The organism is Streptomyces sp. SM10 (assembly GCF_002910915.1).
In the GTDB taxonomy this organism is placed as follows: domain Bacteria; phylum Actinomycetota; class Actinomycetes; order Streptomycetales; family Streptomycetaceae; genus Streptomyces.
This window is the reverse complement of record NZ_NEUF01000040.1, coordinates 1-16,746: the sequence shown is the minus strand read 5'-3', so window position 1 is coordinate 16,746 and position 16,746 is coordinate 1. Positions and strand designations below refer to the sequence as shown.

5 protein-coding genes and 1 pseudogene are annotated in these 16,746 nt (G+C 65.8%); 3 read left to right on the top strand and 3 right to left on the bottom strand.

Going from position 1 to position 16,746, the window contains the following annotated elements; all coding sequences use genetic code 11:
• Nucleotides 1–349 (top strand): annotated as a pseudogene (locus B9S57_RS04165) (hypothetical protein); the annotation flags it as partial.
• Nucleotides 346–861 (top strand): hypothetical protein, encoded by a 516-nt coding sequence (locus B9S57_RS04160; protein ID WP_103514162.1) that lies wholly within the window; start codon nucleotides 346–348, stop codon nucleotides 859–861. The pseudogene B9S57_RS04165 and the gene B9S57_RS04160, both read left to right, overlap by 4 nt.
• A gap of 1,204 nt (nucleotides 862–2,065) precedes the next feature.
• Here the strand turns inward: B9S57_RS04160 and B9S57_RS04155 are convergent.
• The 3 genes from B9S57_RS04155 to B9S57_RS04145 form a co-directional block, all read right to left on the bottom strand.
• Nucleotides 2,066–3,166 carry an ISAs1 family transposase gene (locus tag B9S57_RS04155; protein WP_258036211.1) on the bottom strand — a complete coding sequence of 367 codons (1,101 nt, stop codon included), beginning with the start codon at nucleotides 3,164–3,166 and terminating at the stop codon, nucleotides 2,066–2,068.
• Between the two features lie 894 nt (nucleotides 3,167–4,060).
• Entirely contained in the window at nucleotides 4,061–10,612 is a 6,552-nt protein-coding gene (locus B9S57_RS04150) for an RHS repeat-associated core domain-containing protein (RefSeq protein ID WP_258036210.1), read from the bottom strand.
• 124 nt (nucleotides 10,613–10,736) lie between these two features.
• Complete coding sequence (locus B9S57_RS04145; protein WP_308457379.1) at nucleotides 10,737–14,093, bottom strand: LamG domain-containing protein; 3,357 nt, start codon at nucleotides 14,091–14,093, stop codon at nucleotides 10,737–10,739.
• A gap of 1,232 nt (nucleotides 14,094–15,325) precedes the next feature.
• On the opposite strand from B9S57_RS04145, the gene B9S57_RS04140 reads away from it, so the two are divergent.
• Nucleotides 15,326–16,549 carry an IS110 family transposase gene (locus B9S57_RS04140; protein WP_103514159.1) on the top strand — a complete coding sequence of 408 codons (1,224 nt, stop codon included), beginning with the start codon at nucleotides 15,326–15,328 and terminating at the stop codon, nucleotides 16,547–16,549.
• Nucleotides 16,550–16,746 lie beyond the last annotated feature (197 nt).

Genomic DNA, 16,746 nt, shown 5'->3' with positions numbered 1-16,746 from the left:
GTTCCACGCGGTCGGGTCGCACCAGCAGAACGTGTCGGGCATGGTCACCGTCAGTCCGGGCGACGGGGGCAAGCCACAGGTCTCGCTCGACTACCAGGTCAACGTGTGGGACCGGTACAACTGGGGCTCCGGAAAATCGACGACGTTCCCCGGTGGTGTCACCATTCCCGACGACGACATGGGGCGCCTGCACAAAGTGGGCTTCGCCCAGGAATTCGACATGCGCGGTAGCAGCGGCACCTACACCCAGGATCTGAACAGTGGCTCAGCCCTCGGGGTGACACCGGCGGACCCTGGGCGCGAAGGGTCCCGCGGGGACGTCTCGCGCGGCGACGAGGAGAACCGGTGAACAACCGATCTGCCCTGCGGCCACGGCTGCTCGCGGCCCTCGGGGCCGCCCTGCTGCTCACCTCCTGTTCGAGTGCCGGCGAAGATGAACACCGGACGACGGACGGGCGCGCCTCGCACTGGGGAAAGGACATGGGCGCCCCGGAGGCATCGGCTTTCATGAAGGTGGCGGTGCCCGAGAGCGCGACGGAGGTGAAGGGCGCCGTGCAGATCAATCCTCAGGAGGACATCTATCTGCTCTCCTTCGTCACCGACGAGAAGACCGCCGTACGAGTGGCGGAGAATCTGCGTCCCGAGAAGCCCCTGCGCACCAGAAACCAAGATCTCCCGTCCTCCACGGAGCTCTTCGGACATCTCGGCCTCGCCGAGCCTCAGAGCGAGAAGGGCATCCGGTGGGCCGGGGTCTGTCCGCCCTGCGTCGGGGACAGCCGCCGGAGCGAGGTCCAGTGGATCGAGATACACGTCCTCGAACTGGACTCCGACAGGACCCGGGTGTACATGCAGGCGTTCTGACCGACCGGGAGACGCCTGCGCCGCCTCAGAGCCCGGGACTTGGCCGCCGGCTCGCGTGGGCCTTCCTGTCTTCGCCAGCGAGGACGAGCATTCCTGCTGCTGGGCACTGTCACTCCCCAGCAGTACGCGGGCGGTCACGCCAACAGGTCGAGCGCATCGACCTGGCGCGTGGGTAGGTCACCGCCCACGCGAACTGGTACCGGAATGAGGACAGCGTCTGTTGCCCGTCGGGCAAGGCCGCGTCACCGTCTGGCGGGTGGGCGACGACGGCACCCTTGAGGCGGGGCACCACGCGTCGGCTGCCTGAAAGTCGCGCCCGGAGGGCACCGCGCCAGCGCATCCACTTCGATGAAGGTGCGGCGCGCTCCCCGGCGCCGGACTGCGCGCCCGGGACATTGGGCCCGCCTGCACCCCGCCTTGCCGGACGAAGCGACCGCCGGTCCGATCCGTCCCAACTCATCCCCGTGCCTGACGCCCTCAACCACATGCTGACCACAAGCATCCAGTGCTGTTCGGACTCCAGCGACTGCCGGAGAACATGCCGCGATGAGCGGCCTCAAATCGACCAGCAGCCGTGGGATCGTTCGTAACCCTCCCACGGACACTGCACCAGAAAAGCCCCAGGTCACAGCCATGCAAGGCTTGTCGCGCCTGACCCGAGCACCACGTTCGCTGCACCCCGCGCAGCGAACGCTGCACGCAAAAAGCCCCAGAAAAACGCGTTTCCCCAGGTCAGAACGATTCTGCCTGGGGATGCTGGGTGGGGCGGGTGGGACTCGAACCCAAAAGCGTGCTGCCTCTCACCTGCGGAAACGCCACAGAGGCGGACATTCACATCCTGCTGAGTCCTGCTGCATCCGCCTCGATCCCTGACAACGGCAACGCGGTGCGGTACGTACCGCACGGCTGCGTGGCGGCCCCTGCGCATGTAGTGGAAGACGATCCGCCCGGCGCATCTACTGCAGGGATGGCAATCGCGCGGCTCACCCGCAGCGCATGCCGCGGACTCTGTTGCCCCCTCCCCTTGACAGGTGCAGTCACACTCCGTATCGGCCGGGAGCCCCAGGCGTATCGGTTCCGGCTTCCGGCCGAACACGACTGGGGCGCCTCGCGCTGGCACCCGCCCGCACGCCTCAGCGGCCGAGACACGGGCGTCACCTTTACTACTCAGGGTCATTACGTGAAGTGATCTTGTCCGGGTTCGTCAGGTGAGGCCGAGGGCGGTGAAGGGGCGACGGTAGTCGCGGGCAGCTCGGCGGAGGGCGGCGGCCATGTTGGTCTGGCCGTTCTGGCGGTGGACGCCGACGGCGAGGTTACGCAGGGAGGCCATGGAGCGGGGTAGGTGGCCGGTGCGGATCCTGGAGTCGTCCTCGCGGAAGGTCCGGTCACGGACGTGATGTAGGAGGTTTTCGATGCCCCAGTGCCCTTTGATGCAGGAGGCGAGTTCGGCGCCGGTTGCGGCGCCGGCGGCGAGGCTGGTGATCAGGTAGATCCGTTCGATCGACAGCTGCCCGGTGCTTCGGTCCATCCTCCAACGGACGATCTGGAGGGTCTGCTTGGCATCGGGGTAGTCGAGGTGGTCGAACGCGGCGGCCTTGAGGCGACGGATCTCGATGCGGTGGTGAACGCGGGTGCGGTCGTAGTGCTCCAGCGGCATGTCCCGCCAGGGCAGATGCCGGACCCGGTCGAAGAGTTTGGCATGGTTCTTCTTCACATTCGCCAGGTAGTGGGCGCCGCGTCCGCGCAGGTAGGCGCCATGGGCGTGCTGAGTGTGCAGGGCATCCGCGGTGATCACGGTGTTCTCCAGATCCTCGATCGAGTCCAGCAACGGCGCGAAGGCGGGGATCTCGTTGCTCTTGTCAGCGATCTTTCGTTGAGCCAGGACGCTTCCGACGTGGTCCATCGCGGCGAGCAGGACCACCGCGTTCCTCTCGGCGGTGCGGGAGCCTCGGACGGTCTTGCCGTCCACCGCGACGGCCCGGCGGATTGTCCGGGCGGCCGGCCCGTCCACCGTGACGCTTGTGGCCGAGCGGGTGTCGAAAAACGCGCCGACGGCACGGTCGAGGGCGTCGCCGTCGAGACGTTCCAGCAGGCGGCGGACAGTCGCGGGGTGCGGGGCGGACACCTGCCCGGTGAACGGGTCGGGGGTGAAGCCGAGTGTCCGCAGGGCCCAGGGGGGCGCGTCGGTGATCCATTCCCCGATCGCGGCCAGCGACTTCGCACCGGTCAGGACGGCGGCGGCCCTCGCGCAGACCAACGCGGTGAAGGGATAGATCCGGCCTTTACGTCCCCTGGGATCAGGCATCCCGGTCAGGAATATTCGCAGGTCAACGGCATCGAGCAGCGGTGCCGGGGCGGATATCGAGGCCAGCTGGCCCAGCGGGGCAGCGATAAGCGATGATGCAAGGGCAGGCACGGGCTCGCTCGGTGTTCATGGGACGTAGACACTTACATGATCACCGGCACCGTGCCTGTACCGCCTCCCACCCCCGGAACCGGCCAACCCCGACATGACGACACGTCACGGGCCAACCTGGCGAAGCACCTTCATGCAAAGCCCCTGCATTACTACTACTGCCAGTGTTATAGAACCTGCCCGCCACCACGATTCCGCTTTCCGGTGGGGCAAGCCGAGGAAATCGAGGCCCTGTCCGCCCTGCATGAGACAGACAATGCCGGTCTTCTCCGAATGCAGACGCATCCCGAGCCGTCCCAGCACCCTCGCCTCCAATTCCCCGGCCTGTTCGGCATGGCGCAGCGGACACGGGAACCCTCGTGATCATTTGGCTTCGACACCACAATGATCACGAACCCCATGTCCGCGCTGCTATCCACACCAACCACCGCTCTCACGTCCCCGGAACTTGCGCAAGCCCTGAGTAGCGGCTCGATCAGTTCCCACACGTCGTCGTCCACGATCCACGGTCGAGGGCTCACACCCTCACGAACGGCCGCATCATCACACCGGTCACGGCTAACCAGACTGTTTCAACAAGATCGCGTTACGAGCCCTTACGGAACGCGACCGCGAAGAACGCCCCCCCCACCCCAACTGGAATCACCGCTCGCACGGCACTCGGAGCACCAGCGCAGGCGAAAAGCAGACCAGTAAAAGCCACTATAGCCACACAGAATCGGACACTTCTAGGGAATTGTAGATAGCGGTCAATCCCGTATCCCAACCACGCAAATATGAGCTTCACTTATATTTCTCCACAAGCTTGATGACCTCGATTTCCATCTGTGTCACTTCCAACTGAAGCTCCGCGTATCTAAACGTCAGGGAACCGCCCCTCGCCGTCGACGCGACCGCTCCCGATGATACGGGTGCGGTTGGGCGCGCAGCGGTCGCCCCTGCAGCTCCGCGGGACGCCAGATAGGTCGCCCCTGCATTTCCGAGACCACCAGACACAGTGGTGAGTACGAAGTCCTTGGTTTTCCAAGATTCCGTGCCAGCGTTCACCGTGGCATAGGAACTGCCAGCTGCAGCGGCCCCGACAGCAGCTGAGCACGTAACCCCAGATTCGGGACAAGCGGCAACCAGGACCGCAACCCCTATATATACAAGCGCCCCCACTACTGCACGATCAATTGGCCCACTTTGCGGGCGCACACTATCGGACGCCTGTATACAATCAGCTTGATTCCCGCCGAGCAACATGCAGGTGTACAGATGTGCCGCGTAGGCATACTTCGGATCCTCCATCCAGGCGCCAGCCTCCTGGAGAGTGAAATCTTTCGAACCTTGATAGCCTTGCCGCACAAATCGCTCGTACTGCTCATCCGTCAGGCCAGAGTCCAGCACTCTGACATCCCCAGCATTTTTATTCTGGCAAGGTTTGCCACAACCACTTCCGAGAATCGTGGATGCGTCATCGTTCCTGTCGATATCAGCCGTGCCTCCACCTACCACTCGAACCGGATTGTTCGGGCCGGTGCCGGTTCCACCGATAGGAGTTCCGACCCCACATATGTCTGATGGACAAAGACCAGTGGGGTCACTGGACGTGACCGGAGTGTTGTTTGCGTAGCTATAACCGTTGAGTGATTGGTGCTGTTCCAGTACGAGGACGGGGTCAACACTGATGAACTGCCCGATACTGGGGTCGTATTCACGGGCGCCGATGTGGGTGAGGCCAGTTTGTGTGTCAGCGGGCTTCCCGAGGAACGCCTTTTCGTCAGGCCATGTGGTGGGCTTTGTTCCGCGTGAAGCGCCGAATGGTGTGCTGTACCGCTTGGTGATGGCCTGGGTGGTGGAGTCGGTGGCAATGCTGCTGGTGCCGTGGTGGTCTGACGCCAGGAAGGTGAGAGTGCCGCCGCCGGAACCCTTTGTAATGGTGCGTACGGCGATCGTCTGGCCGTCAGCGCTGTAGTAGCGAGTCCCGGTGGTCGTCTTGGTAGCCCCCTTGGTGGTCAGGCGCACTTCCGTGGCGCCGAGGTAGAGGACTGTGTCGCCGTCTCCGGTGGCACGGCGGATGAGAAGCTCGCCGTCGGCGTCGTAGAGATAGCTCGTCCCAAGGGCGGGCTTGCTGCCGGCCGCAGGTTCTGTAGTTGAGGAGAGTTGGCCTTCGCCGTTCCAGGCCAGGCTCTGGGTGGCCTGGGTTCCAGGGCGTGTCGTGGTGTTACCCGCGGAGTCGTAGCCGTAGGTGCCTGCCTTCGCGCCCGTTGTCTTGACGAGCGGGTGGGGCTGGCCGGTCGACGTCTTGTACCCGTAAGTGGTTGTAGCGTCGCCGGTGCTTGTGCGGGTGGTTTCCGTGTTGCGCTGGCCGGCCGTGTTGTATGTGTAACTGGTCCAGTACGGGGCAGCGCCGTCGAGGCTGGCGACGGTGCGGCCAGTCGTGGCGCAGTCATCGGTCTTTGGTGTCCATGCCTCGGTGAGGCGTCGGTTGGCGTCGTAGGTGAAGCACTGGTTGTCGGCCTCGGAAGTGCCGCCGAGGGTGGTGGGGTCGAAGATGGACTGGACGTTGCCGGCGTCGTCTTGAGTGAAGTTGAGGTCCTGCAGCATGTACGGGTGGGTGTCGTCTGTGACGTTGCTGCGAGTCAGTCGTCCGGTGCCGGTCTCGAAGGTGTTGTTGATGTAGGTCTTCTTGTCGGTTGCTCCCAAAGCCATTTGGTAGGCCTGGCCGATAGCGGTGTAGCCGACGCCGCGCAAATAGTGGTTAGTGCCGGAGAGTTCGGTGATCAGGCCCGTGGAGTTGTACTTGGGCGAGATGATCTCCGATGCGAGCCCTCCGGCGCCCGGCTCCTTGGTGTTGCTGATGCTTCCGTCGGCGAGGTAGGCCGTGCCGAAGGCCAGAGTGGACTGGACCGCTCCTGAGGTGACCAGAGGGTCGTCGGCCGGCAGGGCGACTTCGGTGCTGGTGGGGCGGTTGAGGGTGTCGTATTCCGTGACGCGCTTGGTGTAGGCCTTGCCGGTGGCACCGCCGACGTAGCGGGTCGATGCATCCGGTTGGCCCTTGACGAGGGCGTCGTAGGTCCAGGCGGCGAGCTTGTTGGCGTCGGTCTTGGAGGTCTGCCAGAGGCCGGTTTTGCGTCCGGTCTCGTCGTACTCGTACAGCAGCTTCGCGTTACGTGAGTCGGCGGTGAGGCTGATCTGATCGAGATCGGTGTACTCCGTGGTCGAGGCGCCCTTGTCGGGGTCGGTCGAGCTCACTTCGCGGCCGAAAAGGTCGTAGGTGTAGGTCCACTTGGCGTCGTCGATGCCGGTGATCTGCGACTGCTTGCCGTCGCGGGTGTAGTCGTACTTCACCCGGGTGTAGGGGGTAGCGGACGTCGCGCCGTAAGCGGTGTCGTTCGGTGCCGTGCCGGCGTAAGTGCGGCTCTCGGTGTTGCGGCCCAGGGCGTCGGTGATCGTGCGGGTGGCGTTGCCGCCCTTGACGGCGGTGGTGGCGGTGGAGTCGCCGGTGTAACTGGTGGTCGTGGACCATCGGTCCACGCCGAGCACGGTGAACGTGCTCTTGATCGGTCGAGCTGCCGCGTCGTACGACGTGCGTGTCAAGGCTGGCGTGTGGGCGTAGGACGCGCGGACGTAGGCGCCGTCTGGTGCCTCGAGGTCGTCGTAGATGTCGGCAGACGTCTCGTACGCCAGGCCGCGCGAGTCGTAGCGCGTGTCGGTCAGGATGCGGCCACCGAGCGGCGAGGCAGTCTGGGTCTGCAGCGGACGCAGGAGAGCGTCGGTGATGGCATAGCTGGTCTGGTAGCTCTTGCCGTCGCCCTTGAGGGTGGCTACGGAGGTCCAGGGCTGAGTATCTGGGGTGAAGTTATAGGCGTACTTCGCGGTCGGCGTGTCGACACCGTTGGTGCGGTTCGGTGCCCAGGTGGCGGTGATCCGGCCGAGAGCGTCGTAGGTGTTCTCGGTCTTCTTCAGGTTGGTGTCAAGGGTGCTGGTGACTGATCCTCGTGCCGGGTCGACGTAGGTGTACGTCTTGTGGATCTGTCCGTTGGAGGCCAGCTTCGGGGCCGAGATGATGGAGCCGGTCAAAGGGCCTGCGGCAGCGGGGTAATAGGCGGTGGAAGTGACACGGTCTTCGGCATCGGTGACCGCGAGCGGGCGGCCGAGGGTGTCGTAAGTGGTCTTGGCGGTGGTTTGCCAGCCACCGTTGATGGCCGGGTGGCGGTCGTTGGTGCCTACGGCGGTCGGGTATGCCTTGGCGCGTCCTGACCATGTGGCGAGTCCGCGGGTGGGGGTCTGGGAGGCGGACCAACCAGTGGCGGCGGCACTGTCGTAGACGACGGCTGTGTCGGAAAGTACGTCGCCGCGGGTCTTGGCTGTCGCCGGGAGATCCAACTTGTCGTCAGTGATGACGGCGCCCGCCGTGTTCAGGCAGGCGGAGCCGATGACCCGGGTACGTGAGACAAGGCTGGTGAGGCCGACCGCGGTGTTGCGGGCGTACCAGGTGCGGGTGCAGGTTTCGTCGCCCGTCTTGGCCATGTCTCCCACCGACTCGGTCTGGGTGACCATGCCGTAGGTGGTGTCGTAGGTGTAGGAGGTGTAGCTGCGCTGCCAGGTGTTGCTGATCGGGAGGTAGGTGTTGAGGTAGGTGCGGGCGGTACGGACGAAGTTCGCCTTGGTGTTGGCGTACGAGCGTTGTTGGGTGGCGGTCTGCTTGTACCAGAGGTTGTGGAAGGCTACCGAGACAGGTTCTGCCGCGTTGTAGGTGATTTCTTCGCGCAAGAATCCTGAGTAGACGTCGAGGTCGGTGGCGTCAGAGGCGTTCAGTCCGGCGACGTCGATGCCGAGCACTGTGGCTGTGCGGGTGGTCGTGGTGTCCTTGAGTTTGTCGCCGTGCATGCCTTGCATGTACAGGCGGACCGTCTTGGACTGCGGATGGTCAGTGTCGCCGACGTAGGTGGTGACTTTCTGGTATCCGCGCCAGCTGGACCAGGTCCGCTCGTCCTCGGAGGTGAACGGGTCGTTGTTGTAGTGCCAGCCAGGCTTTTCGTAGGTGTAGGAGTTCTCGACGTTCGGGTTCTGGCCTGCCGGGTCGGAGACGGAGACTGCGGTGACGTTGTACTTGTGGAACCAGTCCAGCTGGGGGTCGCCGCCGTTGATGGGCCAGTAGACCGGGTAGCAGGAGAGGTTGTTGTCGTCCTCAGCTGCAGGCATCTTGCTGCCGCGGACGCACTGGGGGTCGGAGAGGGTGACCGAGGTGATCGCACCGGTCTCGCTCGTGATCTTGCTGATGCGGGGGCGGGTCAGCGGGAGGATGTTGTCCGAGTCGCTGTCAACACGGTTGGGCCGCATGTGGTAGTCGAATTCGACCGGAGGAACAGCGATGGTGCCGCCGTTCTTGCCCGTGCGCTGCAGCGACTTGAGGGTCAGGGTTTTGTCCGACGGGTTGCCGATGTCCGCGCCGTCCAGGAACTGGTAGTTGAGGCTGTAGCTGTCGACCGGCTTGTAGGCATCGGGGTCAGCTGCCGTGGACCAGACGCTGGTGTTGATTCCTGTGAGCATTTTGCGGGTGAAGAAGGCGGGTCCGGTGGTCAGACAGTCGGTTTCGCTTGCCCCGCAGATCGCGTCAAAGGGTATATCTGGCCACCGCTTGGCGGTGTCCTCGGTCAGTGAGGAGCAGTCGTCGGCGGTGCAGCGCTCGCTGTAGGTGAAGGCGACCTTGCCGGACGGGTTGCCGGTGAACAGGGTGTCGGAGCGCTGGCCATACTTGATCTCTGCGAGGTAGCCGCCACGTGTGTAGGAGGCGAGCTTGGTCTTGTCGGCGTTCTTCGCGTAGTAGTTCGCCTCCGTTTTGTACCAGTACGTTGAGGCGTTGCCCTGGAGGTCGGTGACGAGGTCGAGGTTCCACCGCCAAGCCTGGGTCTTGGCGCGGCCGGAGTAGCTGGTGCTGGAGGAGTAGCCGGGCTCGCCCGTGTCGTCGCCGAAGACGGGGACGGCCCAGACGGAGTTGGTGCGCTCGGTGCCGGCGCCGGGGAGCTTGTTCAGCCCAAAGGTGTAGACGGTTCCGTCACCGGTGGTGACCCTCCAGTACTCGCCCTTGCCGTCGCCCTTGCCGCTGACGATGTCGTCGCCGTCGTCGCCGTTGGAGGCGCCTGTCATGTGGACGACCTGGGAAGCGTCGTCGTTCTTCAGACGCCAGACGCCACTGCCGTCGTCCTTGACCAGTTCGGTGGCTTTGCCGTTGAGGACGAGGGAGGCGTTCTCGTACTTCCAGCACTGGTCGGATTTGTCGTCCTGACCGTCGTCGTCGCAGGTGCCGTACTTGCGCTCGATGTAGGAGGAGGTGAGGTCGAATCCTTCACCGAGCATCGAACCTTGATTGTTGGTGTTCGATGTGCGGCCGTCGGTGCTGCCCGAGTCGTAGGACAGCGACAGAGACGGCGAGGGACCGGCCGCTGCTGGGGGCACGGCGACCGGGTAGGACCAGGTGAACGCTCCCGAGGAGCCTCCAGCCTCCCAGCTGGAGGAGGCCGCCAGGGGTGTGGCCTTGTAGTCGCCGGAGCTGGATGCCGGGGCATCGGCTGTGGCCGTCAGCGCGAAGACCCCCGACGCTGCCGTGCCGGTCGTCGCCGCAGCCTTCTGCGGGACGGTGACCTGTGCGGTGATGGTCTGCGTATCGGTGTCGTTCTTGAAGGGAACGGCACTTCGGGTGCGGCATTCGGGTTTCTGCGGACTGGTCAGCGCGCATGCGGGCAGGGAGACGACGCCGAGGCGGGGGCCCCAGTTTCCGCCGATCGCGTCGGCGAAGGAGGAGTAGTCGACGCTGAGTCCCGCCTGACCCGGCGATTCGGCTGCGGCCGTGAGGACGACGCCGGTGATACCCGCCTTGCGTGCGGTCTTCTGGTCGAGCAGGTTCACCGTTGCGGTGCCCATGGCAACAGGTGTCGGCTTGCCGTCGCGTGCTGCCACTTTCGCAGTCCCGGGCGCGGTGAGTGAAGCGGTCTGCTTTCGGGGCTTGGCCGTGATCTCACCAGTGGTGCGGGAAGCGTTCGGCCAGCGGGCCGCGTGCTCGCTCTCGGCCTGTTTGGCCTGCTTGGCATTGAGGGCCTTGTTCTTCGCTGCCTTTTCCCGTGCTTCGGCCGTACCGAGCGCAGATACGGTGCGAACCTTTGCCACGTGAGGGGCCGGGACCTCGGGCCGGCCCAGCGCATCTGCTGCCATGGCGAGCGGGGTGAGACCGGCCGGTACGGACAGAACCAGAGCCAGCGCTCCCACCAAAGGAATGCGGAGCTTCCGATGTGCGGCAGCGGTGCGGGGTCTTTTGCCGCCATTCAGGGCCGCGGGCAGGTATCTGGACACGGACACGTCATCTCTCCAGGGGCGTTCGCCCCGTATGAGTGGGGCGGCAGTGTGGTCACAAAGAAGAAGGTGGGCAAGCGTGGCCGACCGGTGCAGGGTCGGCCACACACGCTCGAAGCAGAACTCAGGTTCCGACGGTGTCGGCGACCTGTTCGCCGCTGTGCAGTGCTCCCGACCAGAGGCGGATGTCGCTGAGCCTGCCGGGCAGGTAGTTGCCCCAAGACCCCAGGTAGCCCTTGCCGGCTGCCAACTCCCCGCTGCCGATCTGCGCGGTGTACGCGATTCCGTCGCTGATCTGCTGATCGGAGGTCAGGTAGAGCTGGATCGTTTTGTCCTGGGCGTCGTAGACGCCGGTCAGGCGGGTCTCGGTGTCCAAGAGAGCTTCTTCGATGCTCTGGACGGACACTCCGGTGCCGTCTGCCGTCAGGCGCCCGAAGTGCCATCGGCCCACTGCCACAGTGCTGGTGGTCGGCATACCGTTCTCGTCCAGGACCGGGTCGCCGTTCTCGTCGTACACGGGTTCCTGACGCGCCCCGGTCTTCTCGAACCACAGGCTCCACGAAGACCCCGTTGCCGTACGCTGCCCCAGGATCTGGGCCTTGTAGCCGTTGGGCTTGGCCAGCACCTTCGCGGCGTCGACCACAACCTGCGTCGAGACCGTGAACGAACCGGAGTCATCAACCACCGGCCCTGGCGTGGTCCCTGCCCCGGTGGTCCCGTTCAGCACCAGTTCGTCGTCCACCAACGATGCGCCGGTGGAAAGAGCCAGAGAGCGTCCGTATCCGGAGACCGTGTCACTGAGTGTGGCGCCCTGAGCGCCGGCGGGATTCCATGCCGCAACCAGCTCGGCGGCCGGCATCTGATACGCGTCGAGCAGCCGGCTCTCTTCCTTGACCTGGGGCTCGGTCAGGGCGACCTGCCATACAGCTGCTTCGTCGATCGTGCCGGGGAAGTAGTCGGTGTAGGTGCCGGACCAGTGGACGCGGCCGATCTGCAGGGGGCCGGCGGCCGCCCAGGCGCCGGTGAAGGGTGTGGTGCCCTGGAGTTCGCCGTTGACGTAGAGGCTGATGGTGTTGGTCGTGGCGTCGTAGACACCGGTGAGGTGTGTCCACACACCCGGAACAACCTGGTTCTTGGACGCCACTCGTTGGTACGACCACGATCCGTCGGCGGGCGCGTCGTTGGAGGCCTCGCGGAAGGACCACGTCCTGGATGTGTGCTCGTATCCCAGGAGGAAGGGGCTGCGGTTGACGCCGTCCTGGCCCATGACCGTCGCATTGTGGGTCGGGTTGTCCAGGCGCACCCAGGCGGCCACGGTGTAGGAGGCCCGGGTGTCGATGACCTGTCCGGGTGTAGCCGCGTATCCGGTGGTGCCGTTCAGGGCGAGGCCCTGATCGGTGGACTTCACCGCTGGGGTGGTTTCCGTGGCCGGGGTTTGGGTGATCTCGCCGCGGCGGCCGCCGTCGGTTCGGGTGGCTCCGCCTGCCAGGGTCGCGTTGTCCCTCAGTGCCGGGTCGGTGGTGGAGGAGTCGACAGCCGCCCCGGAGGTCTCGTGGAAGTTCCAGCGGCCGACAGGCCCTTCGCCCTCCTTGACGACGAACTCGACCGCATTCGCAGCCCCGGGACCGTAAGTGTCCTTCGCCTCCGCCTGCAGGATTATGGTGCCGGAGGTGGGCGGAACTGGGGTGATCTCGACCGTCGCACCCGTCTTGTAGCTGGACCATGCGGTGTCGGTCGACAGCTTGTACCGGTAGGAGGTGTTGACGTCACCAGCTGCCGGGCCGAGGATGAATGTCCCGCCTTGGCCGGGCTTTCCACCGGGCACGCAGTCGTTGGCCGTGCACAGGGTGTACGGGTTGCCTGTTTTGAAGGTGATTGTGGGCGGCTTGGGGGCCTTACTGTCGATCTTGAAGTAGCACCAGCCGGTGGTGGACGCGTTGGACGGCCCGGGGAGCCACTTGGATCCGTAGTAGGAGCGGGTCCACGCGCGCATCCGCAGAATTGTGTTCTCCGGCAGGGTCGGCGCTGTGGCGGTGACCTTGACGTTGTCACCCACGTACCCGGTGCTGGGGCGCGTGAGCTCGCTCATCGCGTTGACCCACGTGCCGTCGCTCTGCTTCTTGTCCACGTCCATCGCCACACGCAGCTTGGCACCGGACTCGCCGCCGGACTCGGTCTGCGGGGTGGCGGTGAGATCCGGGGTGGGGTCGGTGACGATGGCCGGCGCGGACTCGGCGGTGTTGCAGTCGTGCGAGCTTCCCACCACGGGGCCGATGTTGCTGGGCTTGGCGGGTTTTCCTACGTAGTCGACGCTGAGGACGGCGTCGTCGTCGAAGCGCTTCCAGGAGATGGTGTCGCTCTCGCTCTTCGCCATCAGCATCAAGGTCAGGCGTGCGATCTTGCCGTCGGCGAAACTGCGGACCGTCGGGGTCAGGTTCTCGTCCGGCTCAGGAGCGTAGTCGTGGAACTCGATCGGCGCCCGCGGCTGAGAGGGAGAACACCTACTGCCCCGACCGGCGGAAACGTGCTTGTCGCCCATCTGGTCCAGCTTCGTCGGGCCGGGCCACTTCGTGGAGGAGGAGATGTTGTTGGTGCGCTCGAGGTCGACCCAACGGGCATCGCACGAGAACGACCAGGTCTCGGTGACTCGGAACCTGGCGTCCAGGACGTGCTTGCCCTTCAGCTTGCTGGGTGAGAACTCGAAGTACATGCGATTGATGTAGCCGTTGCCGCAGTAATAGGAGACGCCGCCGATGACGGCGGAGCCGCACTTGCCGACGCTCATGCCGTTGTCGCCACCGGAGAAGTTCCAGAACACGTCCCCGTCCGAGGACAGCACCGTGCGCTCGGACTCATTGAGCTCGACCGACGGGTCGATGTAGAGCGGGAATTGTGCGGCGTCCGTCGCCGCCATCAGCTCCGAGTCCGGCTTGACCGTCACGGACGTACCAGTCACCGCCAGCGGGAGCACCGCGGAGGCGTCGCCCGCGCCTGGGCCCGCCAACGGGTCACCCTCTTCCGCCGGCCCCGCGGGCACTGGCTGGCCCTCAGCCGTGTCCGCCGACGGGGCGAGGTAGAGGGACTGACGGGCGGCAGGCGCTGTGGTGTTACCGGCGGAGTTCCACATCTGGGCGGCCGGCGAGCGGAAGACCGCCTGGCCGTTGCCGTCCAGCGCGTCCACTCCCCCGCCCACACCCGCCCGTACGGTGAGGTTCTCCGCGTCCAACCGATACTCGATGCTGTCCAGAGCCGGGTTCTCGGCCGCCTCAGGGGTTTCGACTTCCAGCACCTGCCGGAAGCCCTCCACCGTGGCGGTGAGGATGAGGTTCACGTCCGGCAGGACGTCCTCGTACACCGCCCGCTCACCCTCGAGCCTGGGTGCGGGTAGGTCGCCCGGCCAGCCGAGGGACACCGACTGGCCTCCCTCCGCGATCGTGACAAGATCCGCGCCCTTGCCGCCCGCGGAGAAAGACAGGTCCACCGCAGCGGCAGCCGGACCGACCGACCCGTCACTCCGCTTCACCAGGCGGGCATCAGGGGCAGCCCACTCGCCGTCAGACGCGGCAACTCGGACCGGTATGACGGACTTCTCAAGCGTGAACGTCTCACCGTCAGGATTGGCGAACGTCGTCTCACGCTCCGTGCGCTCCTCGACCACCTCCACACGCTCACCCGACTCGACGGCCTCCGCCGAAGCCCGGCTCTGCGCAGTGGACGCCGCATCGACTGCGGAAGGCGGCAACGACGGTGCAGCCACAGCCGACCAGCTCAGGGCGGGCATACCGCCGACAACAACGGTCGCGACGACCAGCGCACACACACGGTGACGCGCTCGACGCCACACCCCGTTACTCACAGTCCCGCCCCATTTACTTCACAGCATTTACAAAGTCAGCCAACTATCGGGGGGCGACATGAACCAGTCAAGAGTGATTTAGAGCACATCAGTAAGCAGTTGCTACTGAAAACAGGAGGACCCGTATCGACATAGAAGGCCTGCGAACCAGACAAACGGGCCACATGGTCGCGTACTGATCATCATTCGGTACCCACGGCAGGCATGTTCCCGCCTGCAGCTCGTCGCGCGCGGAGTTGACGTGACGAAACCGAACAGCAACTTTACGTAGTGCGAACGAAAGATCACCGCACGCCGAAGTCCCGTCCTCCACACCGCGAGACGAGGACAGCTCCACCTCGGGCACGGTCGGTGGTGCCGCGTCACATACTTCCGGGCAGTGCCCCTACCTGTTCATGTGGACGCCACCGTCGGCTCGATGGCCGGCATCTGTGACCCGGAACCGGTCTCTACGCGCTCCAACAAGCGAGTCGCCGGCGCCCGCTGCTCCTGGCCCGACCGAGAACCTCTCCCCTCAAGGCCTGCCCCGGGCACCGTAGCCCCGGTGAGCGCCAGTACCTCCACGACCAAGACCGCAACGGAGACGCCCCGTTACCTTTTTCGTGGCCCCGCAATGGGGCGCCTGGCCCCCGGGTCCGGTATGGCTGTGTGCCCCCTGTCGAAGTCGATGACCTGGGGGGTGTTGCCGTCGGGCTTCGGGGCACCGCTTGACCGCTGATGAGGGGCCTGACGACCGCCTGGCCCGGCGCAACGCCGAGCCGCTTCGGGGCGGGGATGTCTGCGTAACGTGGTTGCCGGCGTGTGGTGCCGCAGGGACGGCCGGGAGTTGAGGCGACGAGAGGCAGGGGCACGCGCACATGGTCGACACGACCGCGATAGATCTCTTCCTCGGCCTGGACCTGGGCAAGGAGTTCCACCACGCCCACGGCCGGACCGCGGACGGCAGAACCGTGCACGACAAACGGCTGCCCAACACCGAACCGAAACTGCTGGAGCTGTTTACCAAGCTGGTGGCGAAGTTCGGCACCGTACTGGTGATCGTGGACCAGGTCGCCAACATCGGCGCACTGCCGCTGACGGTGGCCCGAGCGGCGGGCTGCCGGGTCGCCTACCTGCCTGGACTGTCGATGCGGCGGGCAGCCGACCTGCACCCGGGCGAGGCCAAGACCGACGCCCGCGACGCGTTCGTGATCGCAGAGACCGCCCGGTCCATGCCGCACACCTTGCGCGCGGTGGACCGCGACGACGAGGTACTGGCCGAGCTGACGATGCTCACCGGCTACGACAACGACCTCGCCGGCGAGGTCAACCGCACCACCAACCGGCTGCGGGGCCTGCTCTCCCAGATCCACCCCTCCCTCGAGCGCGTGCTCGGCCCGCGCCTGGCCTACCCCTACGTCCAGGCCCTCCTGACCCGGCACGGCTCCCCGGCCAGGCTGAAGAAGCTCGGGCGCACGCGGTGCGAGGCCCTGCTGAAGGCGCACGGCTCGCGCAAGGCCCACCACCTCACCACCGAGATCTACGACGCGCTCGCCGAGCAGACCCTCGTCGTTCCCGGCACCGAGGCGTCCGCGCTGATCGTGCCGGGCCTGGCCGCCCAGCTCGCCGCCGCCCACACCCAGCGCCAGGCCACCGAGCAGGAGATCGCCGCCCTGCTGGAGGCCCTCCCTCTTTTCCACCTCCTGACGTCCCTGCCCGGCCTGGGCGTCAGGACCACGGCCGCTGTGATCGTCGCGATCGGCGACGGCACCGGCTTCCCCTCCGCCGGACACCTCGCCTCCTACGCCGGACTCGCCCCGGCCACGAAGTCCTCGGGCACATCGATCCGCGGCGAGCACGCACCCCACCGCGGCAACCGCCTCCTCAAACGCGCCCTGTTCCAGGCCGCGTTCGCCGCGATCGGCTGCAAGAGCGACCCGTCCTCACGGATCTACTACGACCGCCAGCGCGCACGCGGCAAAACCCACACCCAGGCCATCCTCCGCCTGGCCCGCCAGCGCGTGAACGTCATCCACGCGATGATCCGCACCGGCACCCTCTACGAACCACGCACCCCCGACGACGTCGGCCTCGCTGCCTGACGGCTCCATCGTTCCGACCGTCCAGACCCCATCACGCCCGCGCACCGGCACGGCCACCCCCGCCCTGCCGGCCACCGAGCTGCCCACCAGGCACCCGACCCGCCGGGAACATCCCGCTTGCGGAACGTTCCCGGAAACCCACGAACCCCTACGAACCAGCCCCGCCAGGGTTGACGAAACAGATAGGGGCACCCCCC

Excerpts from the sequence above, each read along its gene's own strand:
- B9S57_RS04140 (WP_103514159.1), top strand. The coding sequence starts at position 15,326 with ATGGTCGACACGACCGCGATAGATCTCTTCCTCGGCCTGGACCTGGGC.
- B9S57_RS04155 (WP_258036211.1), bottom strand. The coding sequence starts at position 3,166 with ATGCCTGATCCCAGGGGACGTAAAGGCCGGATCTATCCCTTCACCGCG.